Origin of the sequence: Xanthomonas sp. WHRI 8393 (assembly GCF_040203315.1) — a bacterium.
Lineage (GTDB): Bacteria > Pseudomonadota > Gammaproteobacteria > Xanthomonadales > Xanthomonadaceae > Xanthomonas > Xanthomonas arboricola.
Window position 1 is genome coordinate 55,452 of sequence record NZ_JBEGGL010000001.1, and the last position, 15,700, is coordinate 71,151.

Consider the following 15,700-nt stretch of genomic DNA (forward strand, 5'->3'; position numbering starts at 1 on the left):
GGCGCCGGCACTGCCATGCGACACCCCTGCGGCATCACAAAAAGCGATGGGCCGGGGTCTTCGCCCGGCCCATCGCGTTGGCTTGGAGCATGACGCTGGAGGCGATCAGTATTTCTTTTCCAGGTTGATCATCCAGGTCTGATCGTTGTTGCTGTCGCCATCGGTGATGCCGCGGTATTCCAGCCGCGTCGACAGGCCCTGCTCGGTCAGCAACGCCGCGCCGATGCCCACCATCAGGCGGTTGCGATCGAACGCGCTCTGGCCCGCGCGGTAGAACGGCCCACCGTTCAGATCGGCGTAGCTCAGCGTGGCATCGCCGCGGCCCTGGAAGTCGCGCTGATATTCCACGCGCAACTGCGGGGTCAGCCGGCCCCAGGCCACTTCGCGGCGCCATTCCAGGCGCAGGCCCAGGTTGCCGGTGGTGGTGGCCACGTCCATGTCGTCATAGCGCAGCGCGAACGGCGCCACGCCATCTTCGACATAGCCATCCAGCGTGGCGCGCGCCACATCCACACGCGCATACGGGGTGATCTGCAGCTCGCCGCGTTGCAGGTCCGCACCGGTGGACAGCGAGGCGATCCACTGCTTGCCGTCGCGGTTACCTTCTGCCATCGAGGCGTCGTCGGTGACATAGCGACGCAGGTCGTAGGACAGCAGCTGGTAGCCGACCAGGGTGTCGAAGAAGAACGCCTTGCCCGGATGGAAGCTGGCATACAACGCCATGGTGTAGGCGGTGGCCTTGGAGTGGCTGCCGTTCCTGCCCACATCGCTGTCGTCGCGGCCCCAACCCAGACCCGCACCGATCGCCAGCGACTGCGCCACCCGGTAATCGGCACCCACGCTCAGGCCGTCGGTCTGGAAGTCCACGCCGTTGCTGTTGGACTGCTTGTCCAGGCTGCCCGAGCGGATCGCACCGCCCACCCACAGCCCCAGATCGCCCTGGCCCTGCGCAGTGCTGGTGCCGGTGCTGGCCACTGCCGGCGCATCGCGGAAGTCGTTGTCGGCCTCCTGCGTGTCCGGGCTGCACGGCTGCGCACTGATGCCGCGGTCGGCCTGGCGGCAATGCGAGGTCGGCTGGAAGCTCACCGCGTTGCTGAAGGTGCTGCCGCCGCGATGGGTGGCTTCCAGACGGCGCTGGAAGTTGTCGATCTGCGCCCGCGCAAAACGCCGCGTGGACTCGGACTGCGCATCGATCAGGCCACGCACTTCCGCATCCACGCTGGGGTCGCGGCGCGGCGCGATGGTGAACACCACGTTGGCCGGCACCGACGTGGCGAACGCGTTGGACAAGGTGAACTGCACCGTGGCCTGGCCGACGAAGGCCGGGTTCGGGGTGAAGGTCAGCATGAAGGTGGGCGTCTCGGCCATTGCAGCTGCCGCCGGCGACGGGCCCGATGCACGTGCCGCCGCCGCGGTGGCGAGACCACCAACCTGGGTGATGGTGGCGGTACCGGCCGACGCAGGCAGCACCGCGACCACGGCCGCCGCCACGAACGGCCCGCCGGTGGCATTGCGGGTCAGGTCGACCTGCTGCGCCTCGCCCGGCACTGCCGCCGCAGTCACCGACACCGCAACCGGCCGCGCATTGACCGCAATGGTCACGGTGGCTGCCGCCGAGGTGCCGCCGCTCCCGGTGACCGTGTAGCTCACCACATCGGTGCCGACGAAACCGGCGGCCGGCGTGTAGACCAGCTCCAGCCCGTTGACCACGGCGGTGCCGTTGGTCGGCGCAGCGCCAATGGCGATCGCGGTGATGTTGCCGGTGTCGTTGGCGGTCACCGCCACTGTCACCGCAGCATCGGACATGGTGGCCGCCACATCCGCTACCGCCACCGGCGCCGCATCGCTCACCGTGAAGCTGTAGGCCTGGGTGGCGCTGGCATTGCCGGCATCGGCCACCGCGATGGTGAAGGACGAGGTGCCCTGCGTCGTCGGCGTGCCTGACAGCGTGCCGTCGTTGGCCAGCGTCAGGCCGGTCGGCAACGTGCCGCTGGCGATGCTGTAGCGATAGGGCGCAACGCCGCCGCTGGCCGTGATCACCTGGTTGTACGCGCTGCCGCGCACCGCCGGTGGCAGGGTCGGTTGCGCCAGCACCAGCGTTGCCGCCGCGATGATGACCGAGTAGTTCTGGCTGGCCTGCGCCGCCGGGCTGGGCGTGCTGTCGGTCGCGGTCAGGGTGAAGTTGAAGGTGCCGGACAAGGTCGGCGTACCACTGAGCGCGCCGGTCGCTGCATCGACAATCACGCCATTGGGCAATGCGCCCGCAGTCAGTGCATAGCGGTAAGGCGCCGTGCCGCCGGTGGCCGGCGTGATCGCCGCGGAGTACGCCTGCCCGGCCGTGCCTGCCGGCAAGGTGCTGGCCGGCAACGCCAGGTTCGGGCCGGCCACGGTCAGTGCATAGGCCTGCGTGGCGGTGAAGGTGTTCGCGTCGGTCGCGGTCACGGTGACGTTGAAGCTGCCTTCCACCGTGGCGGTACCCGACAGCGTGCCGTTGCTGGCCAGCGTGATGCCGGCCGGCAGGCTGCCCGCGCTGACTGCATAGGTGTACGGCGCGGTGCCGCCGCTGGCGCTCAGGGTCTGGCTGTAGGCGGTACCGCGGGTGGCGGCCGGCAGCGTAGTGGGCGCGATCACGACCACAGGTGCCGCGATGGTCAGCGTGTAGCTGCGGCTGGCCTGCGCCGCCGGGCTGGGCGTGCTGTCGGATACGGTCAGGGTGAAGTTGAACGTGCCCGCCACGGTCGGCGTGCCGCTGAGCGCGCCGGTGGCCGCGTCCACCACCACACCCGCCGGCAGGACACCGCCGGTCAATGCATAGCTGTAAGGCGCCGTGCCGCCGGTGGCCGGCGTGATCGCCGCAGAGTACGCCTGCCCGGCCGTGCCTGCCGGCAAGGTGCTGGCCGGCAACGCCAGGTTCGCGCCGGCCACGGTCAGTGCATAGGCCTGAGTGGCGGTGAAGGTGTTCGCGTCGGTCGCGGTCACGGTGACGTTGAAGCTGCCTTCCACCGTGGCGGTGCCCGACAACGTGCCGTTGCTGGCCAGCGTGATGCCGGCCGGCAGGCTGCCCGCGCTGACTGCATAGGTGTACGGCGCGGTGCCGCCGCTGGCGCTCAGGGTCTGGCTGTAGGCGGTGCCGCGGGTGGCGGCCGGCAGCGTGGTGGGCGCGATCACGACCACAGGTGCCGCGATGGTCAGCGTGTAGCTGCGGCTGGCCTGCGCCGCCGGGCTGGGTGTGCTGTCGGACACGGTCAGGGTGAAGTTGAACGTGCCCGCCACGGTCGGCGTGCCGCTGAGCGCGCCGGTGGCCGCGTCCACCACCACACCCGCCGGCAGAACACCGCCGGTCAATGCATAGGTGTAAGGCGCCGTGCCGCCGGTGGCCGGCGTGATCGCCGCGGAGTACGCCTGCCCGGCCGTGCCTGCCGGCAGGGTGCTCGCCGGCAAGACCAGATTCGGGCCAGCCACGGTCAGGGTGTAGGCCTGGTTGCCGGTGAAGCTGCCCGCATCGGTCGCGGTCACGGTGAAGTTGAAGCTGCCTTCCACCGTGGCGGTACCCGACAGCGTGCCGTTGCTGGCCAGGGTGATGCCTGCCGGCAACGTGCCGCTGGCGAGCGCGTAGGTATACGGCGCGGTACCGCCGCTGGCGCTCAGGGTCTGGCTGTAGGCGGTGCCGCGGGTGGCAGCCGGCAGCGTGGACGGCGCGACCACGATCGGCGGCGCGGCGATGGTCAAATTGTAGCCACGTGTGGCCTGCGACGGCGTGCCTGTGGTGCTGTCGGTGGCGGTCACGCTGAAGCTGAAGCTGCCCACGCTGCCGGGGGTGCCGGTCAGGGCGCCGCTGCTGCCGTTGAGCGTGATGCCCGCCGGCAAGGCACCGGCGGTGACGGCGTAGGTGTACGGCGCAACGCCGCCGGTCGCCGGATTGAGCGCACTCGAATAGGCCTGGCCGGCGGTGCCGGCCGGCAGGCTGGTCGCCGGGAAGGTGGTCGTGGCCACGGCCACGGTCAGCGTGTAAGCACGGGCGCCGCTGGTGGGGCTGCCGCCGCTGTCGGTGGCGGTCGCGGTGAAGTTGAAGCCGCCGCTGGCGGTGGGCGTGCCGGACAGCACGCCGCCAGCGCTCAGGCTCAACCCGGCCGGCAACGCACCGGCCGTGATGGCAAAGGTGTACGGCGCGGTGCCGCCGCTGGCGCTCAGGGTCTGGCTATAGGCGCTGCCCGCGGTCGCCGCCGGCAGCGATGCCGGCCCGACCACCACCACCACATCGTCGTTGACGATGGTGCCGGTACCAGTGGCGCGGGCGATGCTCGCGTTGCTGGCGCCGGACAGGCCGACGCTGAAGGTCTCGTTGGGTTCGACCGCGGTGTCGCCATTGACGGTGATCGCCACGCCCTGCGCGGTAACTCCCGGCGCGAAGGTCAGCGTGCCGGAGCGGGCGGCGTAGTCGCTGCCGGCGGTGGCGGTGCCATCGGCGGTGATGTAATTGACCGACACGGTCTGGCCGCTGGCCGCACTCAGGCTCACCGTGAAGGTGGCCGTGGTGGTGCCGCTGTTGCCTTCATTGACGCTGACGTCGTCGATCGACAGTGCGGGCAGCGCATCGTCGTTGACGATGGTGCCCTGGCCCTGGCCATCGCCCACGCTCGCCCCGGTGACGTTGCTGACGTTGACGAAGAAGGTCTCGTTCGGCTCGCTGAGCGTGTCGCCGTTGACCAGCACGGTGAAGGTGGCGCTGCTGCTGCCGGCGGGAATGGTCTGCCCGGTCAGGCTGGAGGCAACGTAGTCCACGCCGGCAGTGGCGGTGCCGTCGGCGGTGGCGATATCGAAGCTGACGCCGCCGGTGCCCGCCGGCTGGCTGAGCGAGACGGTGAAGGTGGCATTGGTGGTGCCGGCATTGCCCTCGTTCACCGACACGTTGTTGATCGACAGCGTCGGCTGGTTAGGAGTGATGGTGATGTTGACGGTGATGGTGTCGCCCCGGCCATCTTCCAGCGGGAACGTATCGCTGGTGGCGCTGTCACCGTTGTGGGTGTAGGTGACGATCTGCGTGCCCTGCGCACCACTCGGATTGGGCACCACGAGCGTGCCGTGCGGGGGTTGCACGCCGTTCCAGCCGATGCCGATATCGTCTGCTCCCGTGCCATCGCAGGTCGTCACGTCGATCTGTACCGAACCGCCCTGCACCACGGTGGCGTTCAGCGTCGGGCAGTAGGTCGAGGCTTGCGCCATCGCCCAGCCTGGCGCCAAGAGCATCATCGCGAACAGGACAAACATCACGGCCAAACGTGCGCGGCCGCCGGTGGCGTCCGCTGGAAACCTAGGTTGCTTATTCACTGTCCACACCCCTGGAGCGCGCCATCCCCGGCGCCGGCAACGATCCTCGTGCCTGAAGACAACGTCGCCCTAGTGGGATTGCTCCCTTCGACATTGCGAGGGTATTTGAACAGGAACTGACTAACGAATAAAGAACAAAAACTTAATACTTCATTCCAATTCTGAATAGTTAAGACTTGCTCTATTCAAACATGACATGTATCTGTGCAAATTATTCCGACACGCAGTCGGCGTTGCACTTACGGGAAGGAAGTCCGCATGAGTGAGTTCTTCTTGGGTCAGATCATGATGACCGGCTTTGCGTTTGCGCCCAAGTATTTCGCGCAGTGCAATGGCCAACTGCTGCCGGTCAATCAAAACCAGGCACTCTTCAGCTTGCTTGGTACGCGTTTCGGTGGCGACGGCCGCACTACCTTTGGCTTGCCGGACATGCGCGGGCGCACGCCCATCGGCTTCGCACCGTCAACGGATCCGAGCTGGCAACCGCCGGTACCGCCACTGGGCCAGATGGCTGGCAGCGAGAACGTGACGCTGCTGCCAAGCAATTTGCCCGCACATACCCACCTGCTGGAATCCACCAGCACCGCGGGCAATAACCGCAGTCCTTCTGGCCGCAACTTCGGCAACAATGCCAGCACCACGGGTCCGGCCACTGCGCTCTATGCGGCACCGGGGACGCTGGTGTCCTTGGACCCGAAGTCGGTAGGCCCTGCCGGCGGCAGCCAACCGCATCCAAACATGCAGCCTTACACCACGATCAATTTCTGCATTGCGCTGTCCGGCATCTTTCCCTCGCGTAGCTAGTTCGCCGGCACTTCTACACGCTGCGTGCCGATGACGGCGCGGCATCACAGACCAGGAAGGACACCATGGCCACTCCATTCATCGGCGAGATCCGCATGTTCGGCTTCGGGCGCACCCCGCAGGGCTGGCAGGCGTGCGACGGCAGCCTGCTGTCGATCTCCGAGTACGAGACCCTGTTCGTGCTGATAGGCACGCTCTATGGCGGTGACGGGCAGAACACCTTTGCGGTACCGGACCTGCGCGGACGCGTGCCGCTGCACCAGGGCCAGGGCCCTGGTCTGAGCAACTACGTCATTGCCCACACGTCTGGCACCGAAACGGTGACGCTCGACAGCCTGCAGATGCCGGCGCACACGCACACGCTGGTCGCCACACCCACTGCCGCCACCGCGACCGCGCCTGCGGGATTGCTGCCCGGCACAGTGACCGGCGACGTGTTCTACGCGACCGATACGACCGGTGCCACGGCAGCGCCGATGGCGACGCAATCGACGACGATCGCCGGCGGCGGACAGGCGCACGACAACACTATGCCGACCTTGACGGTGCAGTACTGCATCTCCACCGCCGGCATTTTTCCACAGCAGAGCTGATCGATTAGGCGCACCGCACTCATCGCGACGCCCACCCGTTCCATCGGAGGAATGCGTTCATGACCGAACCTTATACCGGCGAAATCCAGCTGTTTGGCTTCGATTTCAATCCCGTCGGCTGGGCGCTGTGCAATGGCGCCACATTGCCGATCGTTCAGAACACTGCGCTGTACTCGCTGCTGGGTGTCGCCTACGGCGGCAATGGCTCCAGTACGTTCCAGTTGCCCAACTTCTGCGCGCGCGCCGGCTGCCAGCAAGGCCAGGGCGGCGGACTGAGCAACCGGCAGCGTGGTGACACGTTCGGCACAGCCGGGGTGAGCCTGCTGAGCAATCAGATTCCGCCGCACCAACACGGCATCAACGCATTTTCACAAGCGGACTCGACCAAAAAGACCGGCACACCCGCCAATGGTGCGGCACTGTCGACGATGAGCAGCAGCACCGCACGTCCATTCGTGACGGTGACGCAGCCTGATACGCAGTTCTCGCCGACCGCGCTGCTGCCAACCGGCAATGGCGTAGCGCACGAGAACCAGCAGCCCTATCTGGCAGTGAACTTCTGCATTGCGTTGTACGGCGACTACCCAGACTTCGGTTGACGTCATGGCACGCCTGCTTTCCAGCAAGGTAATGACAGCATCGTTGGGCGCAGGCCAGGCCGCCGTACCGGATGCGCATGCCATCGCATTGCGGGCCGAGCAGGATGCCGATCTACCCTGGCTGCAGGATCTCTACGCGAGCACGCGCAGCGAAGAGCTGGCGCAGGTGCCCTGGCCGGACGCAACCAAGCGCGCGTTTCTGGATCAGCAGTTCGCCCTGCAGCGCGCGCATTATCTGCGCCATTTTCCCGATGCGGACTTCATGGTCGTGCAGTGGCAGCACGAACGCATCGGCCGGCTGTATCTGCAGCGCGCACCGTCGCAACACGCAGTGATCGATATCAGCCTGATGCCGGCATGGCGCGGTAAAGGCATCGGCACTGCGTTGATTGTGCAGGCACAAACCCGCGCATGTGCAGCGGGATGCGGCTTATCGCTGCACGTTCTGCATGCCAATCCAGCTGCCCAACGTCTCTATGCGCGTCTGGGGTTCGTCGCCGGCGATTCCGGCGATACGCATCTGGCAATGCATTGGCGCGGCACCGAAGCAGACGCGGTCACGCAGCTCAGTTGAAGATCGCCTGATACAGAAACCCGTCGCGCTCGCGCGCCACCGGCACCAGGAAGATGCCGATCTCGCCCAGCCGCGTGTGACGTAACCGATAGGTCTGCTGCGGAAACAGAAATGCCGAGCTGTTGCGGAACAGCAGCGAGAATGGCGCGCGATGCACCGCGTGCGTGGTGGGCAGCGCACGCGCCTCGACCAGCACGAATGGAACCTCGCCTTCGTTCAATGCAGCCGAGAACGTGTCGTTGACGCTGCCTGCAAAGTGCTCCAGGGTCAGTAAGTCCATTTTGTGCTCATGGTCGGCTGGGAATCCGATCATCCACGTAGGGCATACCTGCGACAACACCTGCGCGTTCGAAGATTGCATTGCATCATGCATGAGACGGCCTGTTGCATACGCGCCGGCGGTGACGCGTCTGCTGCAGTACAGGCGTCATGCGACAATACTGCACGCGCCGGTTCGGTTATGTTCAGCCGGATGACGGCTACTCTATCGCGTTGGAATTCTGTTAAAGGCTTCGATGACGGCGTCCGCATCCCCTGTCGTGCAGTTGTCCGGTGTCCGCATCGATCGCGGCGGTCGCACGATCCTGCGCGACGTCTCGCTCGATGTGCCGCGCGGCAGCATTACGGCCGTGCTCGGTCCTTCTGGCAGCGGCAAGTCCACCTTGCTGGCCGCACTGACCGGCGAACTGCGTCCGGTCGCCGGCTCGGTCACCCTGTTCGGCAGCGCGATCCCGCATGGCAACCGTGCACTGCTGGAGATGCGTCGCAATGTCGGCGTGCTGCTGCAGGGCAACGGCCTGCTGACCGACCTGAGCGTGGCCGACAACGTCGCGCTGCCGCTGCGCACGCACACTCGCCTGCCGGCGCCGGTGCTGCAGCGCCTGGTGCAGATGAAGCTGCATGCGGTGGGCCTGCTGGCTGCCGCCGATGCCTGGCCGCGCGAACTGTCCGGCGGCATGGCGCGGCGTGTGGCGTTGGCGCGGGCGCTGGCACTGGACCCGCCGCTGATGATCTACGACGAACCGCTGACCGGGCTGGACCCGATCGCGTCTGGCGTGATCATGAGCCTGATCCAGCGCCTCAACGACAGCCTTGGCCTGACCAGCATCATCGTCAGTCACCACGTGCACGAAACCCTGCCGATCAGCGACCAGGCGGTGGTCATCGCCAATGGCGGCATCGTGTTCGCCGGCACGCCTGAGCAATTGCAGGACAGCACCGACCCGCTGGTGCAGCAGTTCCTGCATGGCCAGCCGGATGGCCCGATCGCCTTCGATGCGGCGCCGCGGCGCGACCGGAGTGCTGCCTGATGGCCATGGTCGACTCGATCCGCGCCTTCGGCCGCGCCGGGCTGTTCTCGCTGACCGTGCTGCGCGGCTCGGTACCCACGCGCGATTTCATCGCCGAGCTGGTGCGCGAGATCTACAAGGTCGGTGCGCGCTCGCTGCCGATCATCGCCGTCGGCGGCGCCTTCGTCGGCCTGGTGCTGACCCTGCAGGGCTACCGCACGCTGACCACCTATGGTGCGTCGGATGCGCTGTCCACCTTGCTGGGACTGTCGCTGTACCGCGAACTGGCACCGGTGCTGACCGCGCTGTTGTTCATCGGCCGGGCCGGCAGTTCGATCGCGGCCGAGCTTGGCCTGATGCGCGCCACCGACCAGATCAAGGCGCTGGAGCTGATGGCCATCGATCCGGTGGCCAAGGCGGTGGCACCGCGCTTCTGGGCGGCGGTGCTGACGGTGCCGTTGCTCACCGGCGTGTTCTGCTCGCTGGCCATCACCGGCGGCTACTTCGAGGCCGTACACGTGTTGGGCATCGACAACGGCACATTCTGGTCGGGGTTGAGCAACAGCGTGGACTTCTGGGACGACTTCGGCGTGGCGATGCTCAAGTCGGCGATCTTCGGCGGCACGGCCGCATTGGTCGCCGCCTACGTGGGCTTCCACGCCGAGCCGACCATCGAAGGCACCTCGATCGCCACCACCCGTGCGGTGGTGAACGCCTCGCTGCTGGTGCTGATGTTCAACTTCGTCCTTTCTGCAATGTTGTTTAGGTGAGTGGAATAACTATGGCCATGCGTGGACCACGACTCGAATTCGCCGTCGGCGCCTTTCTGCTGCTGACCCTGGCATCGCTGCTGGTGCTGGCGGTGGCCTCGACCAACCAGCGCTGGGGCTTCGGCTCCAGCCAGTACACGCTGACCGCACGCTTCAGCCAGATCGGCCAGCTGCGGGCACAGGCGCCGGTGAAGATCGGCGGCGTGACCATCGGCAAGGTGTCCGACATCAGCCTGGACCCGACCAAGTTCGACTCGGTGGTCACCCTGTCGCTGGACAACAAATACAAGGATCTGCCCGCCGACACCTCCGCCGGCATCTTCACCAGCGGTTTGCTGGGCGAGAGCTATATCGGGCTGCAGCCGGGCGGCGACCCGGAGACGCTCAAGCCGGGCGAAGAAATCGGCTTCACCCAGCCGGCGGTGGATCTGCTGCAGCTGGTCGGCAAGTACATGTTCAGTGGTGGCGGTGGTGGCAGCAATGCCCCGGCCGCCACCGATGGCCAGGCCCCGGCGCCTGCCCAGACCGCTTCTCCCTCTACGGAACCACACCAATGAAGACCACCCTGCTTTCCGCCATCCTGGCCTCGACCCTGCTGGTGTGCGCACCGGCCACCGTGCTGGCGCAGCCGGCTGCCGCCAGCGCGCCTGCGCAGGGCGCGGCGACCAAGACCGTCATCGACAGCAGCACCCGCATCCTGAGCACGCTGGATCAGCGCCGCGCCGAGTTCCGCAGCAACCCGGCCGCCCTGCGCCAGTACATCAATGGCGAATTGAACAAGGCCTTCGACCGCGACTACTCGGCCCGCCTGGTGCTGGGCGTCAACGGCCGTGGCGCCTCCGATGCGGACGTCAAGCTGTTCGCCGATGCGCTGGCCGACAACCTGATGCAGCGTTACGGCACCGCGCTGCTGAACTTCGAAGGCAAGCCGACCTTCCGCGCCAAGTCCGAGAGCGCGCTGCCGGGCAACCGCGGCGTCAAGGTATCCACCGACCTGCTGCGCGCCGGCAACGACCCGACCCCGGTCGATTACATGATGCGTAACGTCGGTGGCCAGTGGAAGATCTTCGATGTGATGATCGAAGGCATCTCCTACGTGCAGACCTTCAAGACCCAGTTCGACGGCCCGCTGCGCGAGAAGGGCATCGCCAAGGTCGCCGCAGAGCTGCGTAGTGGCAATCTGCAGGTCGGTCCGGCACCGGCCAATGGCAAGTAACAGCTCGGTGCAACGCAATGGCGACACGCTGGTACTCACCGGCGTGCTCGACCGCGATGCGGTCACTGCGGCCTGGCCGCAGGCGATCGCGCAGCTGGACGACATTCGCACGCTGGACCTGTCGGGTGTACAACGCCTTGACAGTGCCGGCGTGGCGATGCTGGCCGAACTGGCTGCGCGTGTGCGCAGCAGCGGTGCCGGTCCTGTCACGGTGGTGGGTGAAGCGTCCGGTCTGGACGAATTGCGTGCCGCCTACCGTTTGTCCCCTACTTTCGATTTCCAGGCCTGAGCGCCACCCCATGACCCAGCTTCGCCCCCTTTCCCTGTTGGCCTGCCTGCTGCTTGGCGCCTGTGCCAGCCATGCTCCAAAGCCCGCACCGCCTGCGGCCGCTGCCGCGCCCGCCCCGGATGCGACGCCCGCGCCGGCACGCGACGATGCCGGTGTGACCGCGCAGCCGGCCGCCGCCGGGTTTGCCGCCCCCGACGCCCTGCCGGCCACCGCGGCGGCGCCTGCCGAGCAGACCAGCGCCGATGCCGGCACGGCCGGTGTCCCCACCTCGGCCGAGGACGACTTCGCGGCGCTCTACGGCCCCACCACCCCGCAGGCCGGCGCCAACGGTGCACCGGCACAACCCGGTGACGCGCCGTCCTACGATCCGTGGGAGCGCTACAACCGCGGCATGCACCGCTTCAACCTGGCGGTGGACCGCGGCGTGGCGCGTCCGTTGGCCACCGGTTACACCAAGGTGGTGCCGCGTCCGGCCCGCCTGGGCGTGACCAACTTCTTCGACAATCTCGGCACGCCGCTGACCATGGTCAATCAGCTGCTGCAGGGCCACCCGGTGTATGCGGTGCAGTCGCTGGGCCGCTTCGTGATGAATTCCACACTGGGCGTGGCCGGTCTGTTCGACCCGGCCTCCGCGGCGGGCATCCCGCGCCGCAGCGAGGACTTCGGCCAGACCCTGGGCGTGTGGGGCTGGCGCAATTCGCGCTACTTCGAGTTGCCGCTGTTCGGCCCGCGCACCGTGCGCGATACCTTCGGCCTGGGCGGCGACATTCCGCTGTCGCCGTTGCGCCAGGTCGACGACAGCGGTGCGCGCTTCGCCTTGCAGGGTTTGCAGCTGGTGGATACGCGCTCGCAACTGATGTCGTTGGATTCGCTGCGCGACCAGGCACCGGACGAGTACGCGCTGACCCGCGATGCGTGGATGCAGCGCCGCAACTACCAGATCGTGCGCGATCTGCGCAGCCATCGCGAGAAGGACAACGAGTTGCCCGACTACCTGCGCGAGGACAAGGACAGCACCGTGCCGGTGGATGCGATGCCGATCCCGCAGTGGATCCGTTGATGTGTTGAGCTTGCGGTTTGGATGAATACAAAGCCCGGGAGCGATCCCGGGCTTTTTTTGTGCGTTGGTCTTTTACGGCCTTCCGGCTGACGGTGGCGGCTGGGGTAGCTGGAGCACCGTCCGGCCGCGATCGCGCGTGGAGGGAACTCCGCCGGCAAGGCCTTCCCCTTAGATGGCGCGGATCACCGGCAATATAAACAGCGATCGCAGCGACGCGGATCAAATCAGTTCGCCACCGCGCCAGGTGCTACGCCGCCAGCGCCGCATCCACTGCTGCACGCAGGCGCGCATCGTCTGCCGGCACGTCGGGGGCGAAGCGATCGATGACCTGGCCGTCGCGGCCGATCAGGAATTTCTCGAAGTTCCACAACACGCCCGGTGCCGGGTTGGGTGCGATGCCGTAGCCGGCCAGCTTTTCGCGCATCGGGCCATCGCCGGTGGCCTGCGGGCGGGCATTGGTCAATGCCTGATACAGCGGATGGGTTTCGGCGCCGGTGACGGCGATCTTGGAAAACATCGGAAAGCTCACGTCGTAGGTGAGCTGGCAGAACTGCGCAATCTCCGCCTCGCTGCCGGGCTCCTGTCCGTTGAAGTCGTTGGCCGGAAAGCCCAGCACCTCCAGCCCCTGTGCCTGCTTGTCGCGATACAGCGCCTGCAGGCCTTCGTACTGCGGGGTCAGCCCGCACTTGGAGGCGACGTTGACCACCAGCAACACCTTGCCGCGATAGTCGGCCAGCGTGGCGGGCTCACCGTCGATGCGGGCCACAGGGATGTCGTACAGCGTCTGGCTCATCGGTGCGTCCTGGACAGGTAGAGCCGAGAGCATAAACCGCCAGGGTGGAGCGAGCGATGCCGCTGGCTCATGGCACTTGCAGCTATCTGACGCGACGCGCACAGGCCGATCGACTGATCGGCTCGTGCGCGCGCTTGACCCTGTTCGCAGCCATCAATCGATGCACAACGCGGCCTGGCCCATGCCGCCAATCACTTCCTGGCGGCAACCGAAGCGGTCGCTGTCGCGCTGACAGGTGCCGGAGGTCGCGGTGCCGGTCGGCACGATGCTGGTGGCCAGGCAATCGCCGCTGCAGTCGGAGTTGTCACTGCAGGTCTTGCCGGCATCGGCGTACGGCACCACGCAACGCACCGTCTGCATGCGGCCGACCGGACGCAGCTGCCCGCCCTTTGCCGTGCAGTCGGCAGCGTCGGCAGAAACGGCGCGCGGAGGCTGCGGGGCGTCCGCCGCAGCGTCCGGCCTGGCCGCCGGGGTATTGCTGCATGCGGTCAACAGCAGCGCGCAGAGCACTGCGTGGATCCATCGGGTTGCCATGTTGAAACTCTCGTCTTGAACCAGGTGGGTACCAGCATCGCGGTGGCGATGTCTGCGCGGCGTGCTCGCTATCGGCGCAGGAGGACTCGCCGGAGGCCTGCGTTGGTAGGAGCGCACCCGGGCGCGATGAGGCGTTATCGGTAATGCCTGGTCGCGCCCGGGTGCGCTCCTACGTCATGGCGTGTGGCATCGCCTTACGCAATGGATCACTCCTGCTCGTCGTTGCTGTCGTCTTCGCTGCTGCTTCCGGTGTCGTCGCTGCCGGCATCGTCCAGCAACGCCTGGGACTGTTCGCTGGCCAGGGTTTCCACGCCACGCAGGCGGCGTTCGATGGTGCGGGTCTTGCGGCTGGCTTCGCCCAGGCTCTTGCCGACCGTGCTGATCTGCCGCTCGGCCTTTTCGAGAATGCCGGCGAACTTGCCGAACTCGCTCTTCACCGCGCCCAGCACCAGCCAGACCTCGCTGGAACGCTTCTCGATCGCCAGCGTGCGGAAGCCCATCTGCAGGCTGTTGAGCAGGGCGGTGAACGTGGTCGGGCCGGCCAGCACCACGCGATGTTCGCGCTGCAGCAGGTCGACCAGGCCGGCGCGGCGGATCACTTCGGCGTACAGGCCCTCGGTCGGCAGGAACATCACTGCGAAGTCGGTGGTCTGCGGCGGGCAGACGTACTTGTCGCTGATCGACTTGGCCTGGATGCGGATGGCGCGTTCCAGCTGCGCGGTCGAATTCTTGATCGCGTCCAGGTCGCCCTTTTCCTGCGCATCGATCAGGCGTTCGTAGTCCTCGCGCGGGAACTTGGCATCGACCGGCAGCCACACCACGGTGTCGTCGCCACGCCCCGGCAGGCGGATCGCAAAATCCACGGCTTCGGCGCTGTCGGGCTTGACCCGCACGCTGCGCGCGTACTGCTCCATCGTCAGCGTCTGCTCGAGGATGTTCTCCAGCTGCACCTCGCCCCAGCCGCCGCGGTCCTTGACGTTGGTCAGCACGCGCTTGAGATCGCCCACCCCGGTGGCCAGCTGCTGCATTTCGCCCAGACCGCGCTGCACCTGCTCCAGGCGTTCGGAGACGAGCTTGAAGGAGGCATCCAGGCGCGTGTTGAGCGTGGTCTGCAGTTTTTCGTCGACGGTGGCGCGCATCAGTTCGAGCTTGCTGGCGTTGTCGTTCTGCAGGTTGGCCAGCTGTTGTTCCAGCGTGGCGCGCATTTCGCCGATGCGCAGTTCGTTGCGCTGGGTGAGTTCGGTCAGACGTTGGCCCAAGGCCTCGGTGAAGCGCTGCTGCGACTCGCCGGCCTCTTGCCGGCCCTTGCGGGAATCTTCGGCCAGCGCATCGCGCAGGGCGGCCATGTGGGTGTCGGTGCGTGCGATCAGCTCGGTCAGTTGCTGGCCGAACACCTGGATGCGGGTTTCCTGCTGCTGGCCGAAGCCGTCGAGCTGGGTGCGCAATTCGGTCAGCCGCAGCGTCAGCAATTCGCCGGTGCGTTGTTGCGCCAGGGCGCTTTCTTCGCGGGCCTTGCGGGCGTCTTCGCCGAGCGCATCGCGCAACAGGTCCAGGCGCTGGTCGGTGCGCGTGGACAGTTCGGTGAGATTGCGCGCGAAGGTTTCCAGGCGGCTGTCCTGCTGCCGCGCCAGGCCTTCGAGTTGCTCGCGCAATTCGCCGCGGCCGTCGCGCTGCTCGGCGCGCAGCGCCAGCTCCAGGCCGCTGGTGGAAGGACGTCGCAGCAGCGCGATCAGCTGCAACACCAGGACTGCGACGAGCAGTCCGAGAAGGATCAGGGATTCGGATGACATGTGCGCAGTGTAGCCGGGCCGGTCGCAGGGGCTGCGTCAGTGGCTTGCCGGCCGGCGGCGG

At 66.9% G+C, this 15,700-nt stretch carries 15 protein-coding genes; 10 read left to right on the forward strand and 5 right to left on the reverse strand.

What is annotated here, in order from left to right; all coding sequences use genetic code 11:
• Nucleotides 1–105 precede the first annotated feature (105 nt).
• The gene (locus ABQ137_RS00220) at nt 106–5,328 is read right to left on the reverse strand and encodes a putative Ig domain-containing protein (protein WP_503021173.1); all 5,223 of its coding nucleotides are present in this window, start codon (nt 5,326–5,328) and stop codon (nt 106–108) included.
• 258 nt (nt 5,329–5,586) lie between these two features.
• Here ABQ137_RS00220 and ABQ137_RS00225 point away from each other — a divergent pair, with 258 nt between their 5' ends.
• The 4 genes from ABQ137_RS00225 (at nt 5,587) to ABQ137_RS00240 (ending at nt 7,898) form a co-directional block, all read left to right on the forward strand.
• Complete coding sequence (locus ABQ137_RS00225; protein WP_126967920.1) at nt 5,587–6,132, forward strand: phage tail protein; 546 nt, start codon at nt 5,587–5,589, stop codon at nt 6,130–6,132.
• 65 nt (nt 6,133–6,197) lie between these two features.
• The gene (locus ABQ137_RS00230) at nt 6,198–6,725 is read left to right on the forward strand and encodes a phage tail protein (protein ID WP_104544315.1); all 528 of its coding nucleotides are present in this window, start codon (nt 6,198–6,200) and stop codon (nt 6,723–6,725) included.
• Between the two features lie 59 nt (nt 6,726–6,784).
• Nucleotides 6,785–7,324, forward strand: a complete 540-nt coding sequence (locus ABQ137_RS00235) for a phage tail protein (RefSeq protein ID WP_024940541.1) — start codon at nt 6,785–6,787, stop codon at nt 7,322–7,324.
• A 4-nt stretch (nt 7,325–7,328) separates the two neighbouring features.
• Nucleotides 7,329–7,898, forward strand: coding sequence for a GNAT family N-acetyltransferase (locus tag ABQ137_RS00240; RefSeq protein ID WP_184515098.1), 570 nt, complete (start codon nt 7,329–7,331; stop codon nt 7,896–7,898).
• Here ABQ137_RS00240 and ABQ137_RS00245 read toward each other — a convergent pair.
• Entirely contained in the window at nt 7,891–8,178 is a 288-nt protein-coding gene (locus tag ABQ137_RS00245; RefSeq protein WP_024940543.1) for a DUF6916 family protein, read from the reverse strand. The genes ABQ137_RS00240 and ABQ137_RS00245 overlap by 8 nt on opposite strands.
• A gap of 235 nt (nt 8,179–8,413) precedes the next feature.
• On the opposite strand from ABQ137_RS00245, the gene ABQ137_RS00250 reads away from it, so the two are divergent.
• From ABQ137_RS00250 to ABQ137_RS00275, 6 genes are read left to right on the forward strand one after another with little or no spacing between them, the layout of a single operon-like run.
• Nucleotides 8,414–9,208 carry an ABC transporter ATP-binding protein gene (locus ABQ137_RS00250; protein ID WP_102257241.1) on the forward strand — a complete coding sequence of 265 codons (795 nt, stop codon included), beginning with the start codon at nt 8,414–8,416 and terminating at the stop codon, nt 9,206–9,208.
• On the forward strand, nt 9,208–9,957 hold the full coding sequence (locus ABQ137_RS00255; RefSeq protein ID WP_016902129.1) for an MlaE family lipid ABC transporter permease subunit: 750 nt from the start codon (nt 9,208–9,210) through the stop codon (nt 9,955–9,957). The genes ABQ137_RS00250 and ABQ137_RS00255 overlap by 1 nt, the downstream gene beginning before the upstream one ends.
• An 11-nt stretch (nt 9,958–9,968) precedes the next feature.
• On the forward strand, nt 9,969–10,514 hold the full coding sequence (gene mlaD, locus ABQ137_RS00260; RefSeq protein ID WP_016902127.1) for an outer membrane lipid asymmetry maintenance protein MlaD: 546 nt from the start codon (nt 9,969–9,971) through the stop codon (nt 10,512–10,514).
• Nucleotides 10,511–11,173 carry an MlaC/ttg2D family ABC transporter substrate-binding protein gene (locus tag ABQ137_RS00265; protein WP_024940545.1) on the forward strand — a complete coding sequence of 221 codons (663 nt, stop codon included), beginning with the start codon at nt 10,511–10,513 and terminating at the stop codon, nt 11,171–11,173. The genes mlaD and ABQ137_RS00265 overlap by 4 nt, the downstream gene beginning before the upstream one ends.
• Nucleotides 11,163–11,462 carry an STAS domain-containing protein gene (locus tag ABQ137_RS00270; protein WP_349780912.1) on the forward strand — a complete coding sequence of 100 codons (300 nt, stop codon included), beginning with the start codon at nt 11,163–11,165 and terminating at the stop codon, nt 11,460–11,462. Before ABQ137_RS00265 ends, ABQ137_RS00270 begins: the two co-directional genes overlap by 11 nt.
• A 10-nt stretch (nt 11,463–11,472) precedes the next feature.
• Nucleotides 11,473–12,522, forward strand: coding sequence for an MlaA family lipoprotein (locus ABQ137_RS00275; protein ID WP_349780913.1), 1,050 nt, complete (start codon nt 11,473–11,475; stop codon nt 12,520–12,522).
• Nucleotides 12,523–12,769: 247 nt separating this feature from the next.
• On the opposite strand, the gene ABQ137_RS00280 is transcribed toward ABQ137_RS00275, so the two are convergent.
• The 3 genes from ABQ137_RS00280 to ABQ137_RS00290 all read right to left on the reverse strand — a co-directional run bounded on the left by ABQ137_RS00280 (nt 12,770) and on the right by ABQ137_RS00290 (nt 15,591).
• The gene (locus tag ABQ137_RS00280) at nt 12,770–13,315 is read right to left on the reverse strand and encodes a glutathione peroxidase (RefSeq protein ID WP_102252982.1); all 546 of its coding nucleotides are present in this window, start codon (nt 13,313–13,315) and stop codon (nt 12,770–12,772) included.
• Nucleotides 13,316–13,468: 153 nt separating this feature from the next.
• Nucleotides 13,469–13,873 carry a hypothetical protein gene (locus ABQ137_RS00285; protein ID WP_349781479.1) on the reverse strand — a complete coding sequence of 135 codons (405 nt, stop codon included), beginning with the start codon at nt 13,871–13,873 and terminating at the stop codon, nt 13,469–13,471.
• 182 nt (nt 13,874–14,055) lie between these two features.
• Nucleotides 14,056–15,591 (reverse strand): DNA recombination protein RmuC, encoded by a 1,536-nt coding sequence (locus ABQ137_RS00290; RefSeq protein WP_349781481.1) that lies wholly within the window; start codon nt 15,589–15,591, stop codon nt 14,056–14,058.
• Nucleotides 15,592–15,700: the final 109 nt, after the last annotated feature.

Excerpts from the sequence above, each read along its gene's own strand:
- ABQ137_RS00225 (WP_126967920.1), top strand. The coding sequence starts at position 5,587 with ATGAGTGAGTTCTTCTTGGGTCAGATCATGATGACCGGCTTTGCGTTT.
- ABQ137_RS00230 (WP_104544315.1), top strand. The coding sequence starts at position 6,198 with ATGGCCACTCCATTCATCGGCGAGATCCGCATGTTCGGCTTCGGGCGC.
- ABQ137_RS00235 (WP_024940541.1), top strand. The coding sequence starts at position 6,785 with ATGACCGAACCTTATACCGGCGAAATCCAGCTGTTTGGCTTCGATTTC.
- ABQ137_RS00240 (WP_184515098.1), top strand. The coding sequence starts at position 7,329 with ATGGCACGCCTGCTTTCCAGCAAGGTAATGACAGCATCGTTGGGCGCA.
- ABQ137_RS00245 (WP_024940543.1), bottom strand. The coding sequence starts at position 8,178 with ATGGACTTACTGACCCTGGAGCACTTTGCAGGCAGCGTCAACGACACG.
- ABQ137_RS00250 (WP_102257241.1), top strand. The coding sequence starts at position 8,414 with ATGACGGCGTCCGCATCCCCTGTCGTGCAGTTGTCCGGTGTCCGCATC.
- ABQ137_RS00255 (WP_016902129.1), top strand. The coding sequence starts at position 9,208 with ATGGCCATGGTCGACTCGATCCGCGCCTTCGGCCGCGCCGGGCTGTTC.
- mlaD (WP_016902127.1), top strand. The coding sequence starts at position 9,969 with ATGGCCATGCGTGGACCACGACTCGAATTCGCCGTCGGCGCCTTTCTG.
- ABQ137_RS00265 (WP_024940545.1), top strand. The coding sequence starts at position 10,511 with ATGAAGACCACCCTGCTTTCCGCCATCCTGGCCTCGACCCTGCTGGTG.
- ABQ137_RS00270 (WP_349780912.1), top strand. The coding sequence starts at position 11,163 with ATGGCAAGTAACAGCTCGGTGCAACGCAATGGCGACACGCTGGTACTC.
- ABQ137_RS00275 (WP_349780913.1), top strand. The coding sequence starts at position 11,473 with ATGACCCAGCTTCGCCCCCTTTCCCTGTTGGCCTGCCTGCTGCTTGGC.
- ABQ137_RS00280 (WP_102252982.1), bottom strand. The coding sequence starts at position 13,315 with ATGAGCCAGACGCTGTACGACATCCCTGTGGCCCGCATCGACGGTGAG.